Origin of the sequence: Niveispirillum sp. BGYR6 (genome assembly GCF_027568365.1) — a bacterium.
GTDB lineage: Bacteria > Pseudomonadota > Alphaproteobacteria > Azospirillales > Azospirillaceae > Niveispirillum.
Genome location: NZ_JANLNL010000005.1, coordinates 1 through 25,776, shown reverse-complemented (window position 1 = coordinate 25,776; position 25,776 = coordinate 1). Strand labels below are relative to the sequence as shown.

General features: G+C 61.7%; 17 protein-coding genes and 2 pseudogenes. 7 read left to right on the top strand and 12 right to left on the bottom strand.

Annotated elements, in window-relative coordinates; translation table 11 throughout:
- Positions 1-54: 54 nt before the first annotated feature.
- Positions 55-678, top strand: a complete 624-nt coding sequence (locus PCJ49_RS12530; protein WP_269911199.1) for a TetR/AcrR family transcriptional regulator — start codon at positions 55-57, stop codon at positions 676-678.
- Positions 679-681: 3 nt separating this feature from the next.
- Here the strand turns inward: PCJ49_RS12530 and PCJ49_RS12525 are convergent, their stop codons facing one another.
- From PCJ49_RS12525 to PCJ49_RS12515, 3 genes are all read right to left on the bottom strand, one after another.
- Positions 682-1,959 carry a DUF445 domain-containing protein gene (locus PCJ49_RS12525; RefSeq protein WP_269911198.1) on the bottom strand — a complete coding sequence of 426 codons (1,278 nt, stop codon included), beginning with the start codon at positions 1,957-1,959 and terminating at the stop codon, positions 682-684.
- A 181-nt stretch (positions 1,960-2,140) separates the two neighbouring features.
- A complete protein-coding gene (locus PCJ49_RS12520; RefSeq protein WP_269911197.1) occupies positions 2,141-3,955 on the bottom strand; it encodes a DUF885 domain-containing protein in 1,815 nt (604 codons plus the stop codon).
- A 100-nt stretch (positions 3,956-4,055) separates the two neighbouring features.
- Positions 4,056-5,741: a HAMP domain-containing methyl-accepting chemotaxis protein gene (locus PCJ49_RS12515; RefSeq protein ID WP_269911196.1), complete on the bottom strand. Its 1,686-nt coding sequence runs from the start codon at positions 5,739-5,741 to the stop codon at positions 4,056-4,058.
- Positions 5,742-6,197: 456 nt separating this feature from the next.
- Here PCJ49_RS12515 and PCJ49_RS12510 point away from each other — a divergent pair, with 456 nt between their 5' ends.
- Positions 6,198-6,530: a hypothetical protein gene (locus PCJ49_RS12510; protein WP_269911195.1), complete on the top strand. Its 333-nt coding sequence runs from the start codon at positions 6,198-6,200 to the stop codon at positions 6,528-6,530.
- A complete protein-coding gene (locus PCJ49_RS12505; RefSeq protein ID WP_160106229.1) occupies positions 6,527-7,069 on the top strand; it encodes a helix-turn-helix transcriptional regulator in 543 nt (180 codons plus the stop codon). Before PCJ49_RS12510 ends, PCJ49_RS12505 begins: the two co-directional genes overlap by 4 nt.
- Positions 7,070-7,169: 100 nt before the next feature.
- Here the strand turns inward: PCJ49_RS12505 and PCJ49_RS12500 are convergent, their stop codons facing one another.
- Positions 7,170-8,855, bottom strand: a complete 1,686-nt coding sequence (locus PCJ49_RS12500; protein WP_269911194.1) for a methyl-accepting chemotaxis protein — start codon at positions 8,853-8,855, stop codon at positions 7,170-7,172.
- A 311-nt stretch (positions 8,856-9,166) separates the two neighbouring features.
- Here PCJ49_RS12500 and PCJ49_RS12495 point away from each other — a divergent pair, with 311 nt between their 5' ends.
- Both PCJ49_RS12495 and PCJ49_RS12490 read left to right on the top strand, forming a co-directional pair.
- Positions 9,167-10,183, top strand: coding sequence for an LLM class flavin-dependent oxidoreductase (locus PCJ49_RS12495; protein ID WP_269911193.1), 1,017 nt, complete (start codon positions 9,167-9,169; stop codon positions 10,181-10,183).
- Positions 10,184-10,691: 508 nt separating this feature from the next.
- A complete protein-coding gene (locus PCJ49_RS12490) occupies positions 10,692-11,126 on the top strand; it encodes a septal ring lytic transglycosylase RlpA family protein (RefSeq protein ID WP_269911192.1) in 435 nt (144 codons plus the stop codon).
- 6 nt (positions 11,127-11,132) lie between these two features.
- On the opposite strand, the gene nadC is transcribed toward PCJ49_RS12490, so the two are convergent.
- From nadC to nadA, 3 genes are all read right to left on the bottom strand, one after another.
- On the bottom strand, positions 11,133-11,984 hold the full coding sequence (gene nadC, locus PCJ49_RS12485; protein WP_269911191.1) for a carboxylating nicotinate-nucleotide diphosphorylase: 852 nt from the start codon (positions 11,982-11,984) through the stop codon (positions 11,133-11,135).
- A gap of 24 nt (positions 11,985-12,008) precedes the next feature.
- A complete protein-coding gene (locus PCJ49_RS12480; protein ID WP_269911190.1) occupies positions 12,009-13,634 on the bottom strand; it encodes an L-aspartate oxidase in 1,626 nt (541 codons plus the stop codon).
- Between the two features lie 211 nt (positions 13,635-13,845).
- The gene (gene nadA / locus PCJ49_RS12475) at positions 13,846-14,859 is read right to left on the bottom strand and encodes a quinolinate synthase NadA (protein WP_269911189.1); all 1,014 of its coding nucleotides are present in this window, start codon (positions 14,857-14,859) and stop codon (positions 13,846-13,848) included.
- A 131-nt stretch (positions 14,860-14,990) separates the two neighbouring features.
- Between nadA and PCJ49_RS12470 the strand changes: the two are divergent.
- A pseudogene (locus PCJ49_RS12470) lies at positions 14,991-15,722 on the top strand (RNA pseudouridine synthase); the annotation flags it as partial.
- Positions 15,723-15,969: 247 nt separating this feature from the next.
- Here the strand turns inward: PCJ49_RS12470 and PCJ49_RS12465 are convergent.
- The 5 genes from PCJ49_RS12465 to PCJ49_RS12445 form a co-directional block, all read right to left on the bottom strand.
- Positions 15,970-16,296: a putative quinol monooxygenase gene (locus PCJ49_RS12465; RefSeq protein WP_269911188.1), complete on the bottom strand. Its 327-nt coding sequence runs from the start codon at positions 16,294-16,296 to the stop codon at positions 15,970-15,972.
- On the bottom strand, positions 16,296-16,802 hold the full coding sequence (locus PCJ49_RS12460; RefSeq protein WP_269911187.1) for a GDYXXLXY domain-containing protein: 507 nt from the start codon (positions 16,800-16,802) through the stop codon (positions 16,296-16,298). Before PCJ49_RS12460 ends, PCJ49_RS12465 begins: the two co-directional genes overlap by 1 nt.
- Positions 16,799-18,010 carry a DUF2157 domain-containing protein gene (locus tag PCJ49_RS12455; RefSeq protein WP_269911186.1) on the bottom strand — a complete coding sequence of 404 codons (1,212 nt, stop codon included), beginning with the start codon at positions 18,008-18,010 and terminating at the stop codon, positions 16,799-16,801. The genes PCJ49_RS12460 and PCJ49_RS12455 overlap by 4 nt, the downstream gene beginning before the upstream one ends.
- Positions 18,011-18,093: 83 nt before the next feature.
- Complete coding sequence (locus PCJ49_RS12450) at positions 18,094-21,714, bottom strand: Calx-beta domain-containing protein (RefSeq protein WP_269911185.1); 3,621 nt, start codon at positions 21,712-21,714, stop codon at positions 18,094-18,096.
- Positions 21,715-21,964: 250 nt separating this feature from the next.
- Entirely contained in the window at positions 21,965-25,087 is a 3,123-nt protein-coding gene (locus tag PCJ49_RS12445; protein WP_269911184.1) for a M10 family metallopeptidase C-terminal domain-containing protein, read from the bottom strand.
- Between the two features lie 551 nt (positions 25,088-25,638).
- Between PCJ49_RS12445 and PCJ49_RS12440 the strand changes: the two are divergent.
- Positions 25,639-25,776 (top strand): annotated as a pseudogene (locus PCJ49_RS12440) (IS5/IS1182 family transposase); the annotation flags it as partial.

The following is a 25,776-nucleotide window of genomic DNA, read 5'->3' as shown; positions in this document are numbered from 1 at the left end:
CGGTGCGGCGTGGCAATGATGTTGGCGGGGATAAACAGCCGGGATATGGGAAAAATGGTGGAAGTGGTGGCCACGCGGCGCAGCCAGCCGGAACGGCGGGAGGAGATGCGGCGCCGGCTGGTGGCGGCGACGCTGGATGCCTTGGCGGATCATGGCCATGCCGGGGCCTCACTGTCGGTGATCCTGGACAAGGCCGGGGTTTCCCGCGGGGCCTGGGCACACCATTTCGACACCAAGGCGGAAATGCTGGCCCTGGCGGCGGAAGGGCTGCTGCGCGAAGCGGTGGCCAGTGCCGGCACCCTGTCCCCCGCCTTGGCACCGCCCAGCGACGGGCCGGCCGCGCTGGGCGTGCTGCTGGAACAGGCCTGGGCCCGCTTCTATGAAGGCCGCCACCGTGACCTGCTGTTTGAGGTGGCACTGGCCGCCCGCACGGATGCGGAGCTGAAACAGCGCCTGGCCCCCATTTTCAGCGATTTCATTACGGCCGTCGGGCAAAGCTGGGGACTGGCCCTGCGCCCACGCCCCGGTGCGGGGGCGGCTCTGGCCGATCTGATGGTGCTGACCGTTTATATGTTGCGCGGCATGGCCATGCAGGAACTGGCCGCCGGCCCCAGCCCCGACCATGCCCGCCTGCGGGCCCTCTGGGCCGGGCTGTTGGGCGAACAGGTTGGCTTTTGAGCGTCAGCCCAGCCAGCCATTCAGGGCGAACAGCACACCGCCAATTGCAGCCCCCAGGATGGTGCCGTTGATGCGGATAAATTGCAGGTCACGCCCGACGCGGGTTTCCAGCCGGCGGGTGAATTCCCCCACATCCTGCGCCTTCAGCGTGCCGGTGATGAAACGGTGAATACCGCGTCGCCAGCGGGGAATCGCCGCCTGGAAGGCCTGTTCGACACTATGGTTGACGCGCCCGCGTATCGTCGGGTCGGCCAGCTGCTGGCCCAGCGAGCCGACAAAGCCCTGGACCAGTTCACGGATGCGCCCATCATCGCGGGCCATGTCGCTGAGAATGGCTTGCCGCAGCCCGCCCAGCAGATCGCTGATCAGCGGCCCTATGCTGTCCGGCCCCAGCAGGCGCCGGGCGGCGGCGATCAGCCGGTCAGCCAAGGGGCTGCCCTGTTCGATCTCCGCCGGCAAAGCCTCCAGCCAGCGGCGCAGATCCTGCCCGGCCGGGCTGTAGGGGCTGCGCAGATCATAAAGATGGCCCAGCAGCGCCTCTGTCATCGTGTTGGCCAGGGATTTATCCACCGAGGATGGCATCCACCAGCGCGATCGGCCCGACACCACCTCTTCCAGCCAGCCGCGCCTTGTATGGACGAAATCGATCAGCCGGTCGGCCAGTTCCGTCAGCAGCGGTTCCAGATTGTCGCTGCGCAGCAGGGCGCGCAGGGCCTGGGCTAGCACGGGCCGCAGGTCGGCCAGCTCCATGCCGCGCGCCATGGCTGTCAGCAGCGTGTTGCGCACCGCCGCCTCATGGTCCGGGCGCAGCAGCCCCGGCAGGGCGCCGATCAGCAGGGCTGTCAGCCGTTCGCGGGTCTGTGGATCATCCAGCAGGCGGCCGATGCGGGCGGCCGGGTCCATGCGGCGCACCTGTTCCACCAGCATGGTGGGTTCCAGAAATTCCCGGTCAATATAGGTGGCGATGCCGTCGGCGATGCGGTCGCGGTTGCGCGGCACCAGGGCCGTATGCGGGATGGGCAGGCCCAGCGGCCGGCGGAACAGGGCGGTGACGGCAAACCAGTCGGCCAGCCCGCCGACCATCCCCGCCTCTGCCACCGCCCGCAGGCCCGCCGCCACGCCGGGCGGCAGCAGGCCGGCATGGCTCACCCCCCAGCCCGCCGCCGCAACGGCCAGACAGCCACCGGCCACCCAGCGATAATGGCGCAGTTCCGCCACCAGAGCGGCATTGCCATCATCGGGCGGCAGCGACACGGGGGCGGGGGCGGCAGGTTCGGCCATGGGCATCGGCTCCGTTCTTGGTCCTTCCATAACAGGTTAAGCGCCGATATGGGGCCGGCGGGCCGGATTTACCCGCCGGTTACATGATTTTTTCCGGCAAAGGGGGACGCCTTTCCCGGAAAGATGAGGCAAGACTCAAGAAAAATGAGCCTGAACGGCCTGATCACGCCTAATTTCCCGCTCAAGCCTTGACCCAAGACTCAACCTGTTCGGCCAGCACATCCAGCGGCAGCCGGCCATGGCGCAGCACAATATCGTGGAAGCCCTTGATATTGAACCGGCTGCCCATCTGCCGCTTGGCCGCCTGCCGCAGTTCCAGAATCTTCATCATGCCGATCTTGTAGGCGGTGGCCTGCCCCGGCCAGCCGATATAGCGGTCGATTTCCCGCGTGGCCCCGTCCACATCCATCGGGGTGTTTCCCGTGAAATAATCGATGGCCTGCTGGCGATCCCATTTCTTGGCATGGATGCCGGTATCCACCACCAGCCGCACGGCGCGCCACAGCTCCGCCACCAGCCGCCCGTAATCACTGTAGGGGTCCTGGAAGCCGCCCATCTCCTTGGCCAGCTGCTCGGTATAAAGTGCCCAGCCCTCGCCATAGGCGGAATAGCCGCCGCCGAATTTCTGAAAATCCGGCACGCCTTCCAACTCTTGGGAAATGGCGACCTGCATGTGATGGCCGGGAATGCCTTCGTGATAGGTCAGCGTCTCCAGCCCGAAGATCGGCCGGGCCCGCATGTTGGACAGGTTGGCATAGAAGATGCCCGGCCGTTTGCCATCGGGCGACGGGCCGTTATAGAAGGCGCTGGGCGCCGATTTCTCCCGGAACGGCTCCACCGCCCGCACCTCCATCGGGGCCTTGGGCTGCAGGCCGAACCAGCCATCCAGCCGGGCGCGGATGAAATCCGTATAGTCCTGCGCCTGTTTCAGATAGGCGGCCTTGCCCTCTGCCGTATCGGGGAAATAGAACCGGTCATCGTCGCGGGTATAGGTGAAAAAGGCCGTCAGATCGCCCTGAAAGCCGACCTTGGCCATGATGGCGCGGATTTCGCCCTGCACGCGGGCCACCTCTGCCAGCCCGATGCGGTGCACCGCCTCGGCGGTGAGCGGCAGGGAGGTCCAGCGTTTCAGGCAGGCGGCGTAATAGGCCGGACCATCCGGCAGGCGCCAGACCCCATGATCCGGATTGGCGCGCGGGGCCGCCCCCTGCAGCCATTTGATTAGCGATTGATAGGCGGGCGCCACCGATCCGGTCAGCGCTGCCTCCGCCGCGGCCAGCAAGGCCGGCTGCTCGCCTTCCGGCAGCTTGGCCAGCTTGGCCTTCAGGTCGGCATAAAGCGGCGCATCCACCGGGGCCGAGGGTTCGAAGGGGCGCCCGTCAATCTGGTTACGGCAAGCGCTGATCAGGTCGGGGAAGAAATAACGCGGCGGCAGTACGCCCGCCTGATCGGCCAGCCGCAACCGTTCCTCCACCTGCCCGAAATAGCGCGGAAACTGGCTCAACCGGCTGAGATAGGCCTGGAAATCGGCCACGCTCTCCACCTTATGCTGGTTGATCAGCTGGACGGGCAGGTTGGTGTGCGGCCCGCTGACCAGTGTCAGGGCATAATCATGGTGGCGCCAGGGATAATCGGCCCGCGCCTGTTCCAGCCGCAAGCGCAGCAGCCGCGCATAAAGCCTTGCCTGGGGCGACAGGTCGGGCGTGGTCAGCCGGGCCAGTGTCGCCAGATCGGCCGCATCGCGTTCATGGTCGGCGGCGCGGCGGGCGGCGCTGATATCATCCAGCTGGTCATAGCCGGTCCTGCGGCCCAGCTGCAGCGCCCGCAGCGGGCTGGCGGCGACGTCGCGTTCAAAGCTGGCCTGGAAGAAATCATAGAGCGCCCTGTCCGCCGAACCGGGTGCGGCCTGGGCCAGGGCGGCCAGCGGTAAGGCGGAAAGGCAGGCGCCGGCGGCGACAGCGCCACCAGCGGCCAGAAAATCACGGCGATGCAGCATTTTTTTATCCCTGTCCGACGGTTTGTGCCGGCAAGGGTGCTGGAAAAGGGCGGGAAGCGTCAACCACCGGCGAGCCTCGCCCTTTTCCAGCTGGCAACGCTTATCCGGCGCGGATGCGCTGGATGAAGCCATCCACTTCACGCCGCAGAGTTTCCGCCTCCCGCGACAGGGTGCCGGCGGCATCCAGCACATTGCCGGCCGACTGGCTGGTGCTCTGCGCGGTTTCCTGAACCCCGCTGATATTGCTGCTGATTTCCTGGGTGCCGACGGCGGCCTGCTGCACATTGCGGGCGATTTCGCGCGTCGCCGCATCCTGTTCTTCCACTGCCGCCGCGATGGTGGTGGCGATCTCGTTGATCTCCCCGATGGTGCGGGTGATTTCCAGGGTGGCGCTGACGGCGCTGTTGGTGGCCTGCTGGATGCTGTTGATGCGGGCGGAAATATCCTCCGTCGCTTTCGCCGTCTGGCTGGCCAGGCTCTTCACTTCCGATGCCACCACGGCAAAGCCCTTGCCGGCATCGCCGGCGCGGGCGGCCTCAATCGTGGCATTCAGCGCCAGCAGGTTGGTCTGGCTGGCGATCTCGGCGATCAGCTTCACCACCGCGCCGATGGCATCGGCCTCGGCGGCGAGGTTCTGAATGGTCTGGTTGGTGCCCTGGGCCCGCTCGGCCGCCGTGCGGGCGATATTGGCCGAGGCACCAACCTGACGGGTGATCTCCCCGATGGAGCTGGTCATCTCTTCGGCGGAGGCGGCGACCGTCTGCACATTGGCGGAGGTCTGTTCGGTGGCGGCAGAGACGATGCTGGTCTGGCTGCGGGCCTGTTCGGCCCCGGCGGCCAGCGATTGGGCATTGGCGTTCAGCTCGGTCGCGGCAGAGGCCACCAGCGACACCACCCCCATCACACTGGATTCGAAATTATCGGCCATCTGCAACATGGTGCGGCGGCGTTCTTCCGCCGCCCGTTCTTCGGCCCGCTGGGCCTCCGCCTCCAGTTCCCGGGTGCGAATGGCATTGGCCTTGAAGGTTTCCAGGGCGGTGGCCAGCTGACCAATCTCATCCCCCCGGCCCAGGCCGGGCACGGCGATGGTCAGGTTGCCGCCGGCCACCCCCGTCATGGCGTCGGTCAGGCTGCCGATGGGGCCGGAAATGGTGAAGCGGGCGATATAAAAGGCAAGACCACCGAACAGCAACAGCCCGGCAATCGTCACGCCATAGACAAGGTTGCGCGTATCCACCGCCGTGGCGGACAAGCGGTCAGACTCTGCAAACATCCCATCCCGGATGCCATCCGCCACCTGCCGGCTGCTGTCGCGCAGCGCGTCAAGCTGGGGGTCGAACCGGCTGATGATCAGCGGCAGCGCTTCAGCATCCTTATCGGCCAGCAGCAAGGGGGCGATGGTGCGATATGTCGTCACCACCTGATCGAATTCCCCTTCCAGCCGGTTGATCTGGGCGGTGAATTGCGGTGCCACCTCTCGGGTGCGGCGAAAGGCTTCGCGCTGGTTGATGATGTTCTGTTCCGCCCGGTCCGCCGCTTCTTTGATGGTGTCGGCATCATCGCGGGCCATCATGCGGTAAACCTGCCGCCCCAGCGCGGTCACCTCCCGGCTGCCGCGCGCCAGTTCCACCGCTGCCGATGCCTCCTCACGGGTCAGACCGGAATATTCAGCATCGGCCTGCGTCAATCGCATATTGGCAAAGATACTGATCGCTAATACCAGCACGCCCAAAAGCGCGATGATCGACAGTATCCTGACGGAAATGCTGAAATCCGAGAGCTTCATCGACCCACTCCTTAAGCAAAGCGCATGTTAAACTGGGTTTGTTTCTTGTTTGGAAAACAAACAACAGTTAAACCTTACAAAAGTAACCTATTCTATGTTCTCGAATGAGAAATACGATCAGTTTGGTTGTTTTTAATAATTAAAGTAATAGATAAATTGTCCTATTAATCCATTTGTCCTATGCCAGTCGATATTAGGGTGCCCATGGCTGAACAGGCGGAACACCCCCATGCTCTGGCGACAGGGGCAGTCATGGATGGCGACCGCCTTTCTGTCACTGGCGCCATGGGCAGTGACTGATAACGCGGCAGGCAATTCTTTTATGGCGCTGTGCTATCTTTTCAGCACAACAGGGGCCGACACGGCCCTTCTTGAGCCCTTGCCAGCCGAATGGAGTTGAAAAACAGTATAACCGCCCTTCCCACCTTCCAAAGGAAAGGGAGGCAGCCCCCTTTAATGCCGGGCGACATGCATCAATGCGGCCTGACAGAAATCGGACCTAAACAAGTGGCCAAAGGCCCCGGCATTAGGACGGCGGAGAGGTTTTTGCGTCTTCAGGGTTCCATGGGGAAATGTCCAGAAATGCTGACGAAGCTAGAGATGCATCAAAAATTATTCGATTTCAACCATAAAAATTTCCAAATAGCACCAGAAATTGGACTGTCTAACGCTGAAATCTTTCAAAAAACACATCCAGACCCTACCGGCAAAAATGGCTTAACTAACGGATTTTACTACATAAATGGAATATCCTATTGCCATGTCGGGCTAGGGAGGGGAACGATATGACCGTCTCCAATCGTTTCCGCTCCCTGCGCGAAAAATGGTGCCTTAGCCAGACAGATATGGCCAACCGAGCGGGTGTGACGCGCAACAGCTGGCAGCGTTACGAGAAAGGCGAACTGCCAAACGGGGAGACCTTGCTGCGGCTGGCGGAACTGGGCGGCAATGTGCAATGGCTGTTGACCGGCCAGGGGCCGATGCTGGTGGAGGCCGTCGCGCCCCCGGATGCCGCCAGCATCCCCGATAATGGGGATGCCAGGGCCGTGATGTCCTATCTGCAGGCGGAGAATGCGCGCCTGACTGTCGCCCTGTCCCAGGCGCAGGGCGCCCTGCTGGCGGAACGGGCCCGACGACAGCAGGGGTTGGCGGAGATGCGCCCCTTGTTGGCTGCCTGTGTCACAGCGGTGGATCACCTGAAACAGCAGCCGCATGTGCAGATGAATGCGCAGCAGACGGCCGATCTGATCGTGGGGATGCTCAATCAGATACAGCTGGCGCCCAGCGACAGTTTGGCGGTCCCGGACGTCACCCCAGCAGCCCCATAAATAAAACCCGGCCGGCATTGGGGGTGCCACCCAATGCCGGCCGGGCCGGTGCCGATTGTTGCCCCCTTTCCCGCTGGGGGAAAGGGGGGCGATATGATGATCAGGCGGCGCGGACACGCTGAATGAAGTTGATCACCTGCGCCCGAAGGGTTTCTGCTTCGCGTGACAGGCTGCCGGCGGCACCCAGCACGCTGCCGGCCGACTGGCTGGTTTCGTGGGAAGTCTGCTGCACGCCGGTGATATTGTCGGCGATTTCCTGGGTGCCGACGGCGGCCTGCTGCACATTGCGGGCGATTTCGCGGGTCGCTGCATCCTGTTCTTCCACCGCCGCTGCAATGGCGGTGGCGATCTGGTTGATCTCCGCGATGGTGCGGGTAATTTCCAGCGTCGCGGTCACGGCATTGTTGGTGGCCTGCTGGATGCTGTTGATGCGGGCGGAGATATCCTCCGTCGCTTTCGCCGTCTGGCTGGCCAAGCTCTTCACTTCCGACGCCACCACGGCAAAGCCCTTGCCGGCATCGCCGGCGCGGGCGGCCTCAATCGTGGCATTCAGGGCCAGCAGGTTGGTCTGGCTGGCAATCTCGGCGATCAGCTTCACCACGGCGCCGATGGCGTCGGCCTCAGCCGCCAGATTCTGGATGGTCTGGTTGGTACCCTGGGCCCGCTCGGCCGCCGTGCGGGCGATGCTGGCAGAGGTGCCGACCTGGCGGGTGATCTCCCCGATGGAGCTGGTCATTTCCTCCGCGGAGGCGGCGACCGTCTGCACATTGGCGGAGGTCTGTTCGGTAGCGGCCGACACGATGCTGGTCTGGCTGCGGGCCTGTTCGGCCCCGGCGGCCAACGACTGGGCATTGGCGTTCAGCTCGGTCGCGGCAGAGGCCACCAGGGAGACGACACTCATCACGCTGGATTCGAAATTATCCGCCAGGGTCAGCATGGCACTGCGGCGTTCTTCTTCCGCCCGCAGCTCAGCGCGCTTGGCCTCTTCTTCCAGTTCACGGGCGCGGATGGCATTGTTCCTGAACGTTTCCAGACCGGCAGCCAGCTGGCCGATTTCGTCACCCCGCCCAAGGCCCGGCACAATGATGGTCAGATTGCCACCCGCCACCTCTGCCACGGCCCCCGTCAGCTTGCCGATGGGGCCGGAAATGGTGAAGCGGGCGATGTAAAGGGCCAGACCGCCGAACAGCAGCAGACCCAGTGCCGACAGTGACAGGATAAGGTTGCGGGCGAAAATAGAGTCTGCCGTAAGCTGGTCGGAATTTTCGTTCATATTCTTACGAACCAGATCGGTCAGCTTGACATTATTATCCCGCAAAGCATCAAGCTTGGGATCGAATTTTGCATTTAAAATAGACAGGGCTTCTTCATTCTTGTTGGCCAATGCCAAAGGCTTGATCTGATCGTAATCGCGCATCAAGTCCTCAAACCGACCCCGCAACTGTGCAATTTCATCGGCATGTTCGGGTATAATTTTGGCGACACTCTCATAAGCCGTCAGCACAGCGTCACGGTTGCGACTGACGTTCTCGACCGCTGCCTGCATCCGGGCATCGTCTGACTGGGCAATAAGCTTGTAGGTCTGGCGACCAACGGCGGTGATGGCGCGGTTGGCGCGGGCCAGTTCAATCGTGGCCGTGACGTCGCTGGCCAACAGGTCACTGTAAGCATCATCGACCTTCGTCAGCCGCTGGCTGGCGAAGAGAGAGACAAACAGTGTCAGCAGTCCCAGCAAAATGATGACGCCGAGAATACGGGCAGAGATACTGAAGCGAGAGAGGTTCATCACGGCACCCTGACAGGAGGTGGTTAAATCCCGAGCAGGATCAGGCGCATTTCTTCAATAGTCATGGACGAAACAGGTTACATATACATCGGTATAGGAAATCATCGATTTGATTGCGCTAACATTCATCGGGGATCAGTAAATTTTCTGGCAAATATAATAATCCCCTGCCCCATCATTATTTTATTTCAATCATGTTGAAATTTCCCGTCCCTTCAACACGGTCCGCCCACCCCCGTGTGCCCCATCACAGCCGGCCTGGGCTGCCGGCCTTATGCTGATGGTTCATTATTGAGCCGGATGCCGCCGCTATGAATGCCATCCCCTTTTCCGTGCTGGACCTGTCGCCCGTACCGCGCGGGGCCGATGTCGCCCAGGCGCTGCGCAACAGCGCCGATCTGGCCCGCCATGCCGAGGCGCTGGGGTATCAGCGCTATTGGCTGGCCGAACATCATGCCATGCCCGGCATCGCCAGTGCCGCCACCGCGGTGGTGATCGGCCATGTCGCCGCCGCCACCAGCCGCATCCGGGTGGGGGCGGGCGGCATCATGCTGCCCAACCATGCGCCGCTGCAGGTGGCCGAACAGTTCGGCACGCTGGAAGCGCTGTTCCCCGGCCGGATCGATCTGGGGCTGGGCCGCGCACCGGGTACCGATGGGGCGACGGCGGCCGCCCTGCGCCGCACCCTGGCCGGCTCGGGCGACAGTTTTCCGCGCGATGTGGTGGAACTGCTGGGATATTTCGGCCCCGTGGATGCGCTGGCGCGGGTGCGCGCCGTGCCGGGGGAAGGGATGGACATCCCGGTCTGGATTCTGGGATCGTCCCTGTTCGGGGCGGAACTGGCGGCGGAACTGGGCCTGCCCTATGGTTTCGCCTCCCATTTCGCGCCGGATTATGTGGTGGAGGCGCTGGAGCTGTACCGCTCACGCTTCCGCCCCTCTGCCCGGCTGGCCAAGCCCTATGCCATGGTGGGCTTGAATGTCTATGCCGCCGATGATGATGAAACGGCCCGGCTGCTGTTCACCTCCATCCAGCAGCAGTTCCTGGCCCTGCGCCGGGGCAATCCCGGCCTGTTGCCGCCGCCCGATGCAAATGTGGAAGCCGGCATGGCCCCGCATGAGCTGGCGGGCATCCGCCGCGCCCTGGGCTTTGGTGCGGTGGGCGGGCCGGAAACGCTGCGCGACCGGCTGACCGCCCTGCTGGCCTTGACCCGGCCGGATGAGGTCATCGTCGCTGCCCAGATTTACGACCATCAGGCCCGCATCCGGTCTTATGAAATCCTGGCCGGGGTGCTGCGGGAGATGGGGCTGATGCAGGCCGGCGGATAGTAAGTGTCTGTTTGGAAGGTTTTCCTTCTTTTCAAAATCTTATACCAATCCGCCGAGGGTTTGACCCTTGGTGGATTGAAGGCCGGCGACCGCCGGCCCGCCGCACGTGCGGCGTAAGCCAAGCTGCCGAAGGCAGCGCCCGGCGCATTAGGGAACGCAAAATCTCCCTGGATCGGTCACGATCAAGGGAGATTGGTATTACTGTATCCTCACCGTCACCCCGGCGAAGGCCGGGGTCCAGAATTACAGGCGCTTTGCTTTACGAACTGGACCCCGGCCTTCGCCGGGGTGACGGTGAAATTGAAATCAAACCAGACTTTCTAGACAAACAGTAAAAATTCCTTAATGTCGGCATAAAGACTCAATATGGGAATCAATATATCCGCATAAAAATCTCCTTATTTTTCGTCAATCAGCCCCAATAAACCCAGTATAAATGGATTTTTATTTGGCATCCGGTCGATGCGGGCGTAGATGAAACGCCGTTCTTTCTGGACGGAGTATCATCATGCGGTCCCTGTTATGTGGGGTCGTTGCCGGTCTGTCGGTCCTGTGGGCGCCGCTGACCCAGGCGGCGGCACCTTGCCGGGCAGAGGCAGGCCAGGGCGCCACCGCTTCCTGGTATGGGCCGGGCCATCATGGCCGCCCCACGGCCAGTGGGGAGATTTTTGACCGGACTGCCCTGACCGCCGCCCATCGCTGTCTGCCCTTTGGCACCCTGTTGACGGTGGTGGCGGTTGAAACCGGGCAGAGTGTGCAGGTTCGTATCAATGACCGGGGGCCGTTTCGGGCCGGGCGCGATATCGACCTGTCGGAAGCCGCCGCCCGGCAGTTGGGCCTGACGCGGCGCGGGGTGGGCCGGGTGCGGCTGGCCCTGGCCGGTCCCACCCCCATCTGTCCCGCGCAACGCCCCTGTGGCGGGGAAAACAGGTCGGCGCGGTGAGGCGGATCAAACCGGCTCGAAATCCAGGCCGATATCGAAATTCTTCACCGAATGGGTCAGCCAGCCCAGCGAGATCAGGGTAACGCCCGTCTCCGCGATGGCGCGGATAGTGTCCGGCGTCACCCCGCCCGATGCCTCGGTAATCATGCGGCCATCCACCATGGCAACGGCGCGTTTCAGGGTGGGCACATCCATATTATCCAGCAGCACGGCATCGACCTTCAGGTCGATCAGCTCGGCCAACTGGTCCAGATTATCCACCTCCACCTCGATCTTCACCATATGGCCGACGCGGGCGCGGGCGCGTTCCACCGCCGCGCGCAGGCCACCGGCGGCCACGAGATGGTTATCCTTGATCAGCACGGCATCATGGAGGGCGAAGCGGTGGTTGCCGCCACCGCCCACCCGCACGGCATATTTCTCCAGCCCGCGCAGGCCGGGGGTGGTTTTGCGGGTGCAGACGATCTGCGCGCCGGTCCCCTCCACCTTGTCCACCAGTCGCCGCGTCTCGCTGGCAATGCCGCAGAGCCGGCCCAGCAGGTTCAGCGCCACCCGTTCCGCCGACAGGATGGGCCGCGCGGCACCCTCCACCACCGCCAGCACCGTGCCGGGGCCGATACGCTGGCCATCCGCCGCGTGGCGGGTGATGCGCAGGCTGGGGTCCAGCACGGTGAAGGCGTGCAGGGCTGCATCCAGCCCCGCCACCACCCCATCATGCCGGGCGCGGAACAGGGCCTTGGCCTGCGCCTCGGCGGGGACACAGGCATCCGTCGTCAGGTCGCCCGCCAGCCCCAGATCCTCCGTCAGCGCGTCACGGATCAGGGCATCATACATCAGCGGGTAAAGCGGCAGGCTCATCACAACACCGGTTGTCAGGGAAATTCAGGGATGGGGCAGGTGGCTGTTCTGGTTCTGCCGGCCTTGCTTGGCGGCATCATCCAGCAATCCTGCCACGGTCTGGCGCAGGCGGCGGCGCCAGTCGGCCCGCGTATCGGGCCAGTCGGCCCGCTGGTGGGCACCCCGGCTTTCCTGCCGGGCCACAGCACCGCGCAGCACCAGCCGCGACACCAGCAACTGGTTGCGCAAGGCGCCGGCCTGCATCACCGTGTCATGCCCCGTGCTGGCGATGGGGATGGCGGCGATGCGGGCTTCCAGCGCATCCAGCCCTTGCTGAGTGCGGGCAAGGCCGGCAGCATCACGCAACAGCCCCGCCCCTTCCGCCATCAGGCTGGCGGCCTCTGCCATGGCTTCCTTTGCGGCGGCGGGGCCAGGGGCGATGGCCGGTACATCGGGCAGGGCCACCGGCAAAGCCGGGCTGGCGGGGCTGGCCAAAATCGCCTCCGCCGCGCGTTCGGCGAAAACCAGTGCCTCCAGCAAGGAATTGCTGGCCAGCCGGTTGGCCCCATGCACCCCGGTGCAGGCCACCTCCCCCGCCGCATAAAGGCCGGGGATGCTGGTGCGGCCATCGGCATCGGTCAGCACGCCGCCCATATGATAATGCGCCGCCGGGGCTACCGGGACGGGGGTGGTGGCCGGATCGATCCCGGCCGCCGCACAGATGCCGGCTACGGTGGGGAACTGCGCCGCCCCGCCGCGCGCCCAGATGGCCCGCAAATCCAGGAACACAGGCTCCCCGGCGGCGATGCGCCGGCCAATGGCCTTGGCCACCACATCGCGTGGGGCCAGTTCCGCCCCCACATGCTCATCACGCATGAAGCGGCGGCCCGCCCCATCCAGCAGATGGGCCCCGGCCCCGCGCAGCGCCTCTGTCAGCAATGGCACCTGACCGACCGTGCCGGCGGCTAGCGCCGTGGGGTGGAACTGCACAAATTCCATATCGGCCAGCACCGCCCCGGCGCGGGCCGCCATGGCCTGGCCGTCGCCCGTCGCTTCCACCGGGTTGGTGGTGTGGCGGTAAAGCTGGCCGATGCCGCCGCTGGCCAGCAGCAGGGCGGGCGCGCGATGGAACACCCAGCCGGCATCGCCATGATGGGCCAGCACACCCGCCAGCGCCCCCTTGCGATCCAGCACCAGATCCCAGGCAAAGGCATCGACCTGCACATCAATATGCGCCGCCCCCCGCACGCGGGCCGCCAGATCGGCCACCAGGGTACGGCCGGTGGCATCGCCGCCGGCGTGCAGCACACGGGCCACGCCATGGGCCGCCTCCCGCCCCAGGCAGAGCTTGCCGGCGGGGGTACGGTCAAACGGCATCCCCTCGGCGATCCAGCGGCTTAACCGGCTTGCCCCTTCCCGGGCCAGCAGATCGGCCATATCGGCATCGGTCAGCCCGGCCCCGGCCACCACCGTGTCGGCCGCATGGTCGGTGGGGTTATCAGCGGGATCAACCGCCGCCGCCACCCCGCCCTGCGCCCAATGGCTGGACCCGCCCGGCAGATCGCCCGTCTTGGTCAACAGCGTCACCCGACGCGGCGCCAGACGCAGCGCCGCCACCAGCCCGGCCATCCCGGACCCGATGACAATCACATCGCTCTGCCGCATCTCCATGATGGTGCTGTTCCTTATGAATGGGTGCCGGGGTGGGCCTTTGAGGCGGATTCTTCCGGTGCAAATTGGAGAAGCACCTAGCTCTCCTCTCTTCCGTCACCCCGGCGAAGGCCGGGGTCCAGGGGCCACAGGCATTTTGCTCTACGATACTGGACCCCGGCCTTCGCCGGGGTGACGGTAAAGGGAGCGGTCAGGCATGAGGTTATCCCCCTTACTTCTTCCCCACCGCCAGCATCCGTTCCACCGCCAGCCGGGCGCGGCCGGCGATGGCGGGGTCGACATGCACCTGGGGCTGCATGGTCTGCAGGCTCTCCAGAATGTTGGACAGGGTGATGCGGCGCATGTGCGGACACAGGTTGCAGGGGCGGACAAATTCCACCGCCGGGTTGGTGGCCGCCAGATTATCCGCCATCGAACATTCGGTGATCAGCAGCACCCGCTTGGGCTGCTGGCCTTCCACATAATCCTGCATCTTGGCGGTGGAGCCGACGAAATCCGCCTCCGCCAGCACATCGGGCGGACATTCCGGGTGCGCAATGATGGTGATATCACCCTTGAACTGGGTGCGGTACGCCTTCAACTGGTCGCCGGTGAAGCGTTCATGCACCTCGCAATGGCCCTTCCAGGCGATCACCTTCTTGGTGGTCTGGGTCGCCACCCACTTGGCCAGATATTCATCGGGGATGCACAGCACCTCGTCACCGGGCAGGGAGTTGATCACCTCCACCGCATTCCCGGATGTGATGCAGACATCGCTTTCCGCCTTCACTGCCGCCGAGGTGTTGACATATGTCGCAATCGGAACGCCTGGGTAACGTTCGCGCAGCAGCCGCACATCGGCGGCCGTGATGCTGTCGGCCAGCGAACAGCCGGCATCCATGGCCGGCATCAGCACCACCTTTTCAGGCGAGAGAATCTTGGCCGTTTCGGCCATGAAATGAACGCCGGCCAGCACGATGACATCGGCATCCGTTTCCGCCGCCTTGCGGGCCAGCAGCAAACTGTCGCCCACAATATCGGCCACCGTGTGGAAGATTTCCGGTGCCTGGTAATTATGCGCCAGCACCACGGCGTTGCGTTCCCGCTTCAGCTTGTTGATGGCGTGGACCAAGGGGGCATGGAAGGGCCATTCCACAGCCGGAATGACATCGCGCACCCGATCATAGATCGGCCGCGTCGCCTCGGCGATCTCAGGTGTATAGGCCAGATCGGCAGCAGCGTGCATCAACCCAACTCCAACGGGCCATCCCGGTAAAGCGGTCGGGAAGGCGCTTTGTGACGAACCGGACGCTCGCCGCGAACATGCAGGGTGCCGGGCGGTACCCCTTATGCTCGAATTGAGCATTACTCTCCCTTATGCTCGCCCAGAGTATAAGGGGTGTCAAGCCCCAGCCCCCACCCTGTCACGCGCCTGTCACAGTGCGGTCAGAACCGAATCGCATATGTGCAGCGCAACATTGTTGCTGTTTTTGGCTCCCGCAAACACCGGACCGCCAGCCAGCACCCGGCCATCCCTGCCAAGGTGGTGGAGACGGCGGCTGCCGCGTGCTAGAGGGAAATGCCCCCTCCCAACCCCGCCGGATGATGATGACCGAGGAAGAATTGCTGGCCCGCCTGCTGTACCGCGACGGGTTGATGCTGGTGCTGGACAAGCCCGCCGGCATTCCCGTTCATGCCGGGCCGGGCGGCGGCGATAATCTGGAAAGCCATTTCGATGGCTTGCGCTTCGGCTTTCCCAACCCGCCCTCGCTGGCCCATCGGCTGGATCGGGATACGGCCGGCTGTCTGGTGCTGGGCCGCCATCCCAAGGCATTGCGCAAGCTGGGCATCCTGTTTCAGGAAGGGCGGGTGGCCAAGACCTATTGGGCTGTGGTGGCCGGCCAACTGGCGGATAACAGCGGCAAGATCGACCTGCCCCTGAACAAGATCAGCGATGCCAAGCGCGGCTGGCGCATGGTGGCGGACAGGGAGAATGGCCAGCCCAGCGTCACACTCTGGCGGGTGCGCGGGCGCGGGGAATTGCCGGGCGTCGGCCCCATCGCCTGGCTGGAACTGAACCCGAAGACCGGCCGCACCCACCAGATCCGCGTGCATACCCAGTCGCTGGGCTGCCCGGTGCTGGGCGACCCGATCTATGGCGGGCGGCCCGATGGCACCGGGCTGCCGTTGCATTTGCTGTCGCGCGCCATCACCGTGCCCATCCAGGCGACGAAAGACCCGGTGACGGTAACGGCCCCGGTGCCGCCGCATATGCGCGCCGCCTTGCTGGCCTGCGGCTGGGGCGATGAAGATCCGGCGACGCTGAACCCACCGCCCCCGCCCCGGCCGGAACCGGTCAGTCCCGCAGCAGCGGACGCGTCACCAGCCGGCGCACCGCGATCCGCCCGGCCTGCTGCTGCCCCTCCAGCCAGGTCCGGAAAGCCTGGAAATGGGCCGTCCCGTGATGGTGGGCGAAAGCGCCCTCGCCCTTGAATTCTTCCCACAGATAGAACACAGCGGGGTCATCCGGCCCCGTTTCCTCCTCCGGGCTGCGGGCCAGACCGAAGGTGAGGTTTTGCGGTTCCTGGCGGCTGCCCGTCACATTGGCGGAGACGCGTTCCAGAAATTCCGCCACCAGATCGGGCGCCACGGCCAGCCGCACCAGCCTGCCTTCAAAAACCATCACTCATCCCCTTTGATATCGGCGACGGGCACCCCGTCCACCTGTAGATCACTGATCCCGATTTCCCCATCGCCCTGGAAATGCAAAGCGACGGAGAGTTTCTGTTCGCCCTTGCGCAGCCGCCTGTCCAGGTCCGCCGCCTTTTCCTGCGGCACATAGATGCGCAGGACCCGCAGCGGGTCAGCCATTGGATAGCGGCAGGAGCCTACCTCCAGCCGCTGGCACGATGCCAGGGGGCGGGTGGCGGGCTGCCCCGGCGGGCCGTTTTCCGGCTCCACACAAACACAGGCGGGCGCGTCGCCGGGCGGCAGGCCCAGCTTCAGTCGCGCCTGCAGATAATGGCCGCGCAACAGGTCGCGCGGGTCAAAACCCTGGATTTCCACCCGCGTGCTGGGGGTGCCGGCCTGTCGGGTGGCGATCAGCCCGGCCCAGCCGGCCAGCACCAGGGTGGGCAACAGCAAGGCCGCCAGCAGCAGCAGGGCGGGGCGGGACATGGCGGCCTTCATTGTGCGTCCTCCGTCACCTTTTCCGTGCCCCAGGCCATGATCCGCCGCGCCCCCAGCGCCAGGGCCAGCAGCACCGCTCCGCCGATCACCAGACCAAAGCCGGTGGCCAGCAGGCCGCCCGTCGCCTCCAGATAAAAGATGAAGACCCGCAGCGCGATCAGCGCCACCGCCAGCTTGAAGAAGCCGGGCCGCTGCGCATCCAGCGCCAGTTTCCCCAGCGCCACCCAATAGAGGCAGAACAGCACCCCGGTGACGATGGCAGAGGGCGACTGGCTGAGGATGAAGGGCAGCACCGCCAGCCCCGGCGACAGGGCCAGCGCCAACCCGAACAGCCGCCGCGTGCCCGTGCGATCCGCCGGGCAGAGCCAATGCGCCCCGCCAATGGCAACAAAGCCGACGAGCGCGGCAATGGTGGCATCATTGACCATTGCCGGCGGTGGCACCGCATCCAGCAGCAGGCGCAGCACCAGCAGCACGAAGCTGGTGGCCGCCACCAGCGTGGCCACCGCCGCCCGGCCAATATGCCGTGCCCAGGAAGGGTCAAGCGGCGGCGACAGGACGCGCGCGGCATAGAGCAGGGCGAAGGCCAGCATCACCGCCGTGCCGGACAGGCGCCATTCATGCAAGGTCTGCCAGTAATCCGACAGTTCCACCGACAGCCACCATACCAGCCCGCTGAGCCAGAGGGAGCGATGCAGCGGCGCCCGCACCGCCATCAGGGTGAAGGGCGTGACCAGCAGCAGCCAGCCGCGCAACAGCCCGGCCAGATCGCCCTGCAAATGAAAGCTCTGCCCGATATGGGCGATCAGCGCCAGGGTGGAGAGGGAGAGCAGCAGCAGGGCGCCTTCCAGCCGGAAGCGTGGCATCCCCTTGGCCGCCCCGTGCCCCCGCCAGACCCAGGCCGCCCAGCCCAGTCCCAGGTTAAGGGCCAGATGCAGGCCCAGACGCAGGGGGATGGGGATGGCATCCCAATTGGCGGCGATGATGGCGATGATGCCCAGCGCCATGGTGAAGAAGCCCAGAATGGCCAGGGCGGCCGGCAGGCGCGGCCGGTGGCGGGCTGCCTCGAACGCAGCGATGCGGGCGGCGGTATCGGCATCAATCAGCCCGACCCCCTGCCAATCCGTCAATTGCCGGACCAGCCCGCCGGGCAATTCCGCTTCAGCGGCTGGTTGCCCGCCACCCATTCGCCACGCGCCCTTCATCATTCCAAGATGATCCCCCTGCCATCAGGGGGCCAGTGTGACGCGCCAAAGGGCCGGTATGCAACCGGCCCTTTGGGTAATCAGCCTCAGGCGGCGAGGTCGTAGCTGATGCTGGCCGCATCCTCGGCCATGCCGATCATAGCCAATGCCGGTGTCGGCAATTGATAGGCCGCGCGGCCCTCTGCCTTGCCTGCATAGATATAATGGTTGATCAAGGCGGCATGGTTTAGCCCGAAAGTATTGAACAGATCCGGGTTCAGCGCGGCATAGGTTTCCGCGTCGAAGCCGGTGGTGCTGCGCCCCTCCGCCCGACCGTAGTTGATATAATGGCTGATCAGCGCCTCGGTGTTCAGGCCGAAGGCATTGAACAGATCGGGGTTCAATGCGGCATAGGCCTCCGCATCAAAGCCGCCGGTAACCCGACCTTCGGCCTTGCCAGCATAGATATAATGATTGACCAGGGCGGCATGATTGGTGCCGAAGGTGGCATAGAGATCGGGGTTCTGGGCCGCATAGGCCAGCGCATCGAACCCTTCCGTCAGCCGGCCTTCCGCCTTGCCAGCATAGAGGTAATGGTTGGTCAGCGCCGCCTTGTCCAGGCCGAAGGCATAGAACAGGTCTGGGTTCTGGGCGGCATAGGCCTCTGCATCAAAGCCGTTGGTGGTACGGCCTTCCCCCCGGCCATTATTGATGTAATGGCGCAGCAGCGCCGCATCATCATTCCCGAAAGCGTAAAACAGGTCGGTATTCAGGGCCCGATAGGCGTCGGCGGAGAAGGCAGACTGGAAATCATCATTCAGGATGGTGCCGGTGGCAGCACTGGTGGCCAGGATGGCCCCGCTGGGCTGGCTGATGATACCGGTCAGCGTCTCATTGCCTTCGACCTTGATATCCCCATTGACCAGCACATTGATCACCGTGCTGCGGCTGCCGGCGGCGATGGTATAGGTGCCCGACACCGCCTGGAAATCCACACCGGCTGTCGCCGTCAGCCCCTTGGTGGCGAAATTGAACGTGACTGCCTGGCTGCTGGCTTCCGACAGGGAAACAGTGAAGGACAGCGCCTTGGTTCCGGAGTTGCCTTCGCGCACGCTGGAACCGGTGATGGAAAGCGCCGGGAGCTTCAAGGAAGTGGACGATATGGTGTAATCACCCTCCCCAGCTTGACCTTCAACCGAGAGATAATAGCGACCGGAGCTCGTTGGGGTGAAGCTCGTAGCGCCCAAGGCTTTCGTGCCAGTGATTGATGAACCCGCAGCGTCATGCAGGCTCAAAAGAACGGAGGGAAGGTTGCCATTGGTCGATGCATTAAACTGATAGGCATTGCCCGCAGTCAAATCAACGGCAAACCAGTCAACGTCCTTCACCGTTTCTATGATGCCGGAAATTTTATTTCCTGGGATCAATTTTCCAGTGGTGGAGGTGTTGGCGGCATAATCATCAAAAATCAGCTTTTTCGCCGACAGGCTATATTGCCCGGTGCCCTTCGCCCCATCGACAGAGAGATAATAGCGCCCCGAACTGGTCGGGGTGAAACCTGCGGTCCCGGCTTCACCAATCTGTGCCCCCAGCGCATTGTGAAGATGCAGTTGAACCGAAGAAAGGTTACCGCTGGTCGAAGCAGAGAACTGATAGGTGGAGTCGGCGGTTAAATCGACAGCAAACCAGTCACTATCATTCTGCACTTCGATGATACCAGTGGTCTGCCCGCCCACTGTCAACGTGCCAGTTGTTGATATGCTGGCCAGATAATCATCGACGGCTGTTTGCTTTGCTGACAGCGTGTACCCTCCCGTCGTCGCACCGCTGACAGAGAGGTAATAGCGCCCGGAACTGGTTGCTGTGTAACCGGTCGTCCCCGTCCCTGCGGTACCGGTGATCGATGAACCGGAAGCATCATAGAGACTTAAAGTCGGGGATACGCTGCCGCCACCAAACGAGCCTGAGAATTCATAGGTGGTACCGGCAGCCAGGTCGACGGCGAACCAGTCTGCATCATTTGCGGTTCCCAGGGTCCCAGAGGTCTGTCCCCCGATCGCCAACTTGCCCGTTGTGGAGGTGTTGGCGGTGTAATCATCCATCACTGTCTGCGTTGCCGACAGCGTGTAACTTCCGGTTCTCGGCGCATTGACGGCAATATAATACCGGCCGGAACTGGTTGGTGTTAAATCCATGCCTCCCAAAGAGGAGGTAACGCCCGTATCGGCGCCAGAAGAATCCTTCAATCTGAAGAAAAGGATGTATCCGTCACTGTTGCTGTATGTACCGGAGAATTTGTAGCTCGTACCAGCGGTCAAGTCGACCGCGAACCAGTCCGAATCGCTTGACGTTCCCAGAACACCGGTGGCCTGTCCGCCGATTGCCAACTTGCCTGTCGTTGATATGTTGGCCGCATAATCATCGGCGATTACCTGCTTTGCCGACAGTGTGTAATTCCCGGTTTTCGAACCAGAGACGGAGAGGTAATACCGGCCCGAGCTGGTGGGGGTGAAACCTGTCGTTCCCGACGACGAGGTATCGGCAATAGAGACACCAGCAGCGTCCTTCAAGCCCAAGAGGGGAGTACTGCCGCCGCCATCAAATGAACCTGAGAATTCGTAAGCCGTACCAGCGGTCAAGTCGACCGCGAACCAGTCCGAATCGCTAGGCGTCCCCAAGAGGCCGCTGGCCTGCCCACCGATGGCAAGAGTGCCCGTCGTTGAGGTGTTGGCTGCATAATCATCGGCGACCGCTTGCTTTGCCGACAGGGTATAATCCCCGGTTTTCGGACCGTTGACGGCGATGTAATAGCGGCCAGAGCTGGTTGGCGTGAAATCCATAGCCCCCAAGGACGAGGTAACGCCAGCATCGGCACCAGAAGCATCGCGCAATCTAAATGACAGAATATAGCCATTACTGTTGCCGTATGCGCCTGAGAATTCGTAGGCGGTACCAGCGGTCAGATCGATAGCGAACCAGTCGGCATCATTTGCCGTTTCAAGAACACCGGTGGTTTGGCCGCCGACTGTCAGCTTGCCGGTGGTCGACGTGGTGGCTGCATAATCATCAGAAACGGTCTGAGTGGCGGTGAGCGTGTAAGTTCCCGATGTTAAGCCATTCACGGAAACGTAATATCGGCCGGAACTGGTGGGTGTGAAACCGGTGGTTCCCGAGCTGATTGTGTTGCTGACATATGTGCCAGAACTGTTGTAGAGGCCCAAAGTCGGGGAGTAGCTCCCGCTTGCAAACGCCCCTGTGAAGGCGTAGGTCGTGCCAGCAGTCAGGTCGACAGCGAACCAGTCGACGTCATTTGCCGTTTCAAGAGCACCGGTGGTTTGGCCGCCGACTGTCAGCTTGCCGGTGGTCGACGTGGTGGCTGTATAATCGTCAGAAACGGTCTGAGTGGCGGTGAGCGTGTAAGTTCCCGATGTTAAGCCATTCACGGAAACGTAATATCGGCCGGAACTGGTGGGTGTGAAACCGGTGGTTCCCGAGCTGATTGTGTTGCTGACATATGTGCCAGAACTGTTGTAGAGGCCCAAAGTCGGGGAGTAGCTCCCGCTTGCAAACGCCCCTGTGAAGGCGTAGGTCGTGCCAGCAGTCAGATCGACAGCGAACCAGTCGACGTCATTTGCCGTTCCCAGCACACCGGTGGTTTGGCCGCCGATGGCTAACGTGCCCGTCGTTGACGTGCTGTCCGTATAATCATCTTGTAAGACGTTCGACATTTTTTACTCATATGCGATAATAAGCTATCTAAAAAGATAGACGATTCAATATCTGCAACCAACATAAAAACCGGCCGCCTGTCTGGCGGTCGGTATTTTCAATGCATACCTGTAAGTGGAAGCCACATGCTCACAGAGCGCGAGTATGTCGTTGACGGCTCTGTCGCTACGCTGCCTTAGTCGCTGCCAAAGGGCCGGTATGCCACCAGCCCTTTGGTTCACGAGTATCAAGTGGACATAAGATCACGCCTTAGGCAGCAAGGTCATAGCTGATGCTGGCAGCATCATCGATCATGCCGACCATGCCCAATGCCGGTGTCGGCAACTGATAGGCCGTGCGACCTTCCGCCTTGCCGGCATAGATATAGTGACTGACCAGCGACAGATGGTTCAGGCCGAAAGTGTTGAACAGATCGGGATTCAACGCAGCATAGGTTTCCGCATCAAAGCCGGTCGCTGCGCGTCCTTCGGCGCGCCCATAGTTGATATAATGGCTGACCAGAGCATCCGTATTCAGACCAAAGGTGTTAAACAGGTCCGGATTCAAGGCGGCATAGGCTTCCGCGCTGAAGCCGCTGGTCGCCCGATCCTCAAAGCGGCCGCTGTTTACGTAATGGCTGATCAGGGCGACCCGATTGTTCCCGAAAGCGTAATACAGGTCCGGATTAAGTGCGGCATAGGCAACAGAATCGAAACCTTCGGTGACGCGGCCTTCTGCCTTGCCGGCATAGAGATAATGGTTGGTCAAGGCCGCGCTATTGAGGCCAAAAGCATTGAACAGATCCGGATTGAGCGCGGCATAGGCCTCAGGGTCAAAACCACTGGTGACCCGTCCTTCCGCGCGCCCGCTATTGATATAATGGCGGATCAGGGAACCATCATCATTCCCGAACGCGTAAAACAGATCGGCATTCAAGGCCCGATAGGCATCGGCAGAGAAGGCAGACTGGAAATCATCATTCAGGATGGTGCCGGTGGCGGCAGCGGTCGCAACCGTTGCCCCGCTGGGCTGGCTGATGATACCGGTCAGCGTCTCATTGCGTTCGACCCGAATATCGCTGTTTACCAGAACATTGATCACGGTGCTGCGGGCGCCCGCGGCGATGGTATAGGTGCCCGACACTGCCTGGAAATCCACGCCGGCTTGGGCTGTCCCGCCCTCTGTGGCGAAATTGAATGTCACGGCTTGTGAGCTGGCGGCAGACAGGGAGACGGTGAAGGACAGTGCCTTCGTTCCCGCATGACCTTCCCGCACGCTGGAACCGGTGATGGAAAGTGTTGGCAGGGTCGGCACCTCCAGCGTCACCGTCTGGTCGCTGAAGACCAGCTTTTCAATGCCGTACAGCACGTCCGTGCCATCCGTGCGCGACGTATCGGCAACGGTCAGCACACCGTTATTGTTGCTGATCTGGTAACCGGCGCGGGCACCGCTGAACACGGCACTGTCGGTCCCGTCGCCACCATAGAGGGTGTCATTGCCGGCCCCGCCGACAAGACGGTCATCACCGGCATCGCCAAACAGGCGATCATTTCCGTCATCCCCACTCACTGTATCGTTGCCGGTGCCGGCGAACAAATCATCGGACCAACGGCTGCCTGTGAGCGTCAGTGGATTGTTTTCGGTAGAAAAAATAAAATCTGCTGCCGTCAGGATGCCCTTGTCCACACCGGCGATCAACAGGGTGGAAGCATCCCCTTCATTGCGGGTGCTGATCAAGGCACCCCCAGGGGTTCCAGTGCTTTGACTGGTCAGTTCCAGCAGGGTGGTGAAGCTGCGAATTCCCAAAGCGGAAAGGTCGATCTTATCCTGACCCCGGACGAAATCAGCAACGACATCTGCATTACCGTAGCTCGGCGCCTTCTCCATAACGAAGACGTCATTGCCAGCCCCGCCGTAGAACGTGTCGTTGCCCCCGCCACCGACCAGACGATCATTGCCGGCATCACCGAACAGGCGGTCGTTGCCATCGCCCCCCATCAACGTATCATTACCCAACCCACCAAACAGGTCATCACGATAGTTGGTGCCTGTCAGGGTTTGGGCTGCGCTATTGGCAGAGAAAATGAAATCGTCAGCGGTCAACAGGTTACGATTTCCCCCGAATGTCAGGGTGTTATCGTCTGATTTATAGTAGGTACTGATTGTCGTCGTTTGGCTGCCGTCGCTGGCCTGACCGCTGCTGCTGATCAGCAACAATGTGTCGAGGCTGACAATGCCCAACCCGGCAACGTCAATTTTGTCTTGGCCCTGGGCAAAATCAGCAACAAGGTCGTCGTTACCCCAGCCTTGCCGTTCGAGAACGAACACATCATTACCCGTGCCGCCATACAGGGTGTCTCCGCCCGCACCCCCAACCAGCCGATCATTGCCAGCATCGCCGAACAGGCGGTCATTGCTGTCTCCACCAGCCAACGTGTCGTTGGCAGCACCGCCGAACAGGTCGTCTCTGTTTCCAGTACCAGTAATAGAAATGGCGTTGGTCCCGGGACTGAAAACGAAATCACCTGCCGTCAGCAACAATGGGTTGATTCCCACTGTCATAGAGTTGAGGTAACCGTTATAATTGGTACGGATTACTGTGGTTAGATTTCCATCGCTTCCCTGCACAGAGCTTGCCAAAGACAGGAGCATGGACAAGCTGGATATCCCAAGACCAGAAACATCAACCTTGTCCTGACCCTGAGTAAAGTCTGCCACGACATCGTCGTTATCATAAGCCTGGCGTTCGAGAACAAAAGTATCGTTCCCGGCCCCACCGAACAGGGTATCGGCCCCGCCGCCCCCAACCAGCCGATCATCCCCCGCATCACCGAACAGGCGATCATTCCCGTTACCACCAACCAATGTGTCCTTGCCGCCCCCACCGAACAGATCGTCGTTGGAACCGGTACCGGTGATGGATTGTTCAGCCTGCATATTGTTTGAGAAAATGAAATCACCATCCGCTAGAAGGGTGCTGTTGATGCCAATTTGTAATGTATTGAGATATCCACTGTAAGTGGATGTTAATAGTGTAACTTGGCTGCCATCAATCGCCTGTGTGGATTTTGTCAACGATTTCAGTACAGAGAAGCTACTGATTCCAAAGCCACTGACATCAATCTTGTCCTGTCCCTGGGTAAAATCTGTTATAATATCATAATTATCATATCCGACGTCACGTTCGAAAACAAACACATCATTACCGCTGCCGCCAGTAAGCGTGTCACGATCATAGCCGCCTACGAGCCGGTCACTACCATCTTCACCCAGCAATTGATCATCGCCGCGGCCGCCAAGCAAGGTGTCGTTACCGGCTCCACCGGTGATCACATCTGCGCTGGAGCTTCCGGGCAGGCTATCATTGCCATTGGTCCCACCAATGTTGCTCATTTTCGTGAATCCTTCGGCCCAAGGTTTTATATGTAGAGTCGATATTTTCCATCGGCAATTTCAGCATAATTTATCAGGAAATGTATCTCAACATTTAACGGTGGATTTTTAAAATATTTAATAAATTTATAAAATAAATAGTTATCTAGATTTTCTATGTATGTTTGTTTTTGTTCTTTGTTTATAATGAAAATTACATATTTGTGTATATTTAAATTTATTTTCAATAAAAAACGCAATATGAAATGAAGGTTATATTTGTATTCTATTTTTTTATTTTATAATTATTTACATGACTGCATCGTCGCTGATGCCCGAGGTCAAGGGCTCACTCGGCCATCTTCCGCCTGGATACAGGGTCCGATTGCTTAAGAGTCTATGGTGAGCCGCTACCGTACGACCCACGCAGAGACGTTGGAATCACTGCTTTGTTTCCCTAAAAATATCACTTACCGGCGGGCCAATAAAAAGGCCGGTACCCTTGGGGGTACCGGCCTCAGACTGCTGACAAAGCCCTCGCCTATGGCGGGGGTTTTTGATTCACTGTGTTTATGCTTAAGCCCCAGACGCCCCAACAGACGGAACTTGAGATGGTGACGATCGCGTCGCTTGTTCCGTCGGATCACCTGCTGCGGAAGATCGACGCGGCGTTGGATTTCAGCTTCATCCGGGACCGTGTCGCGCACTTG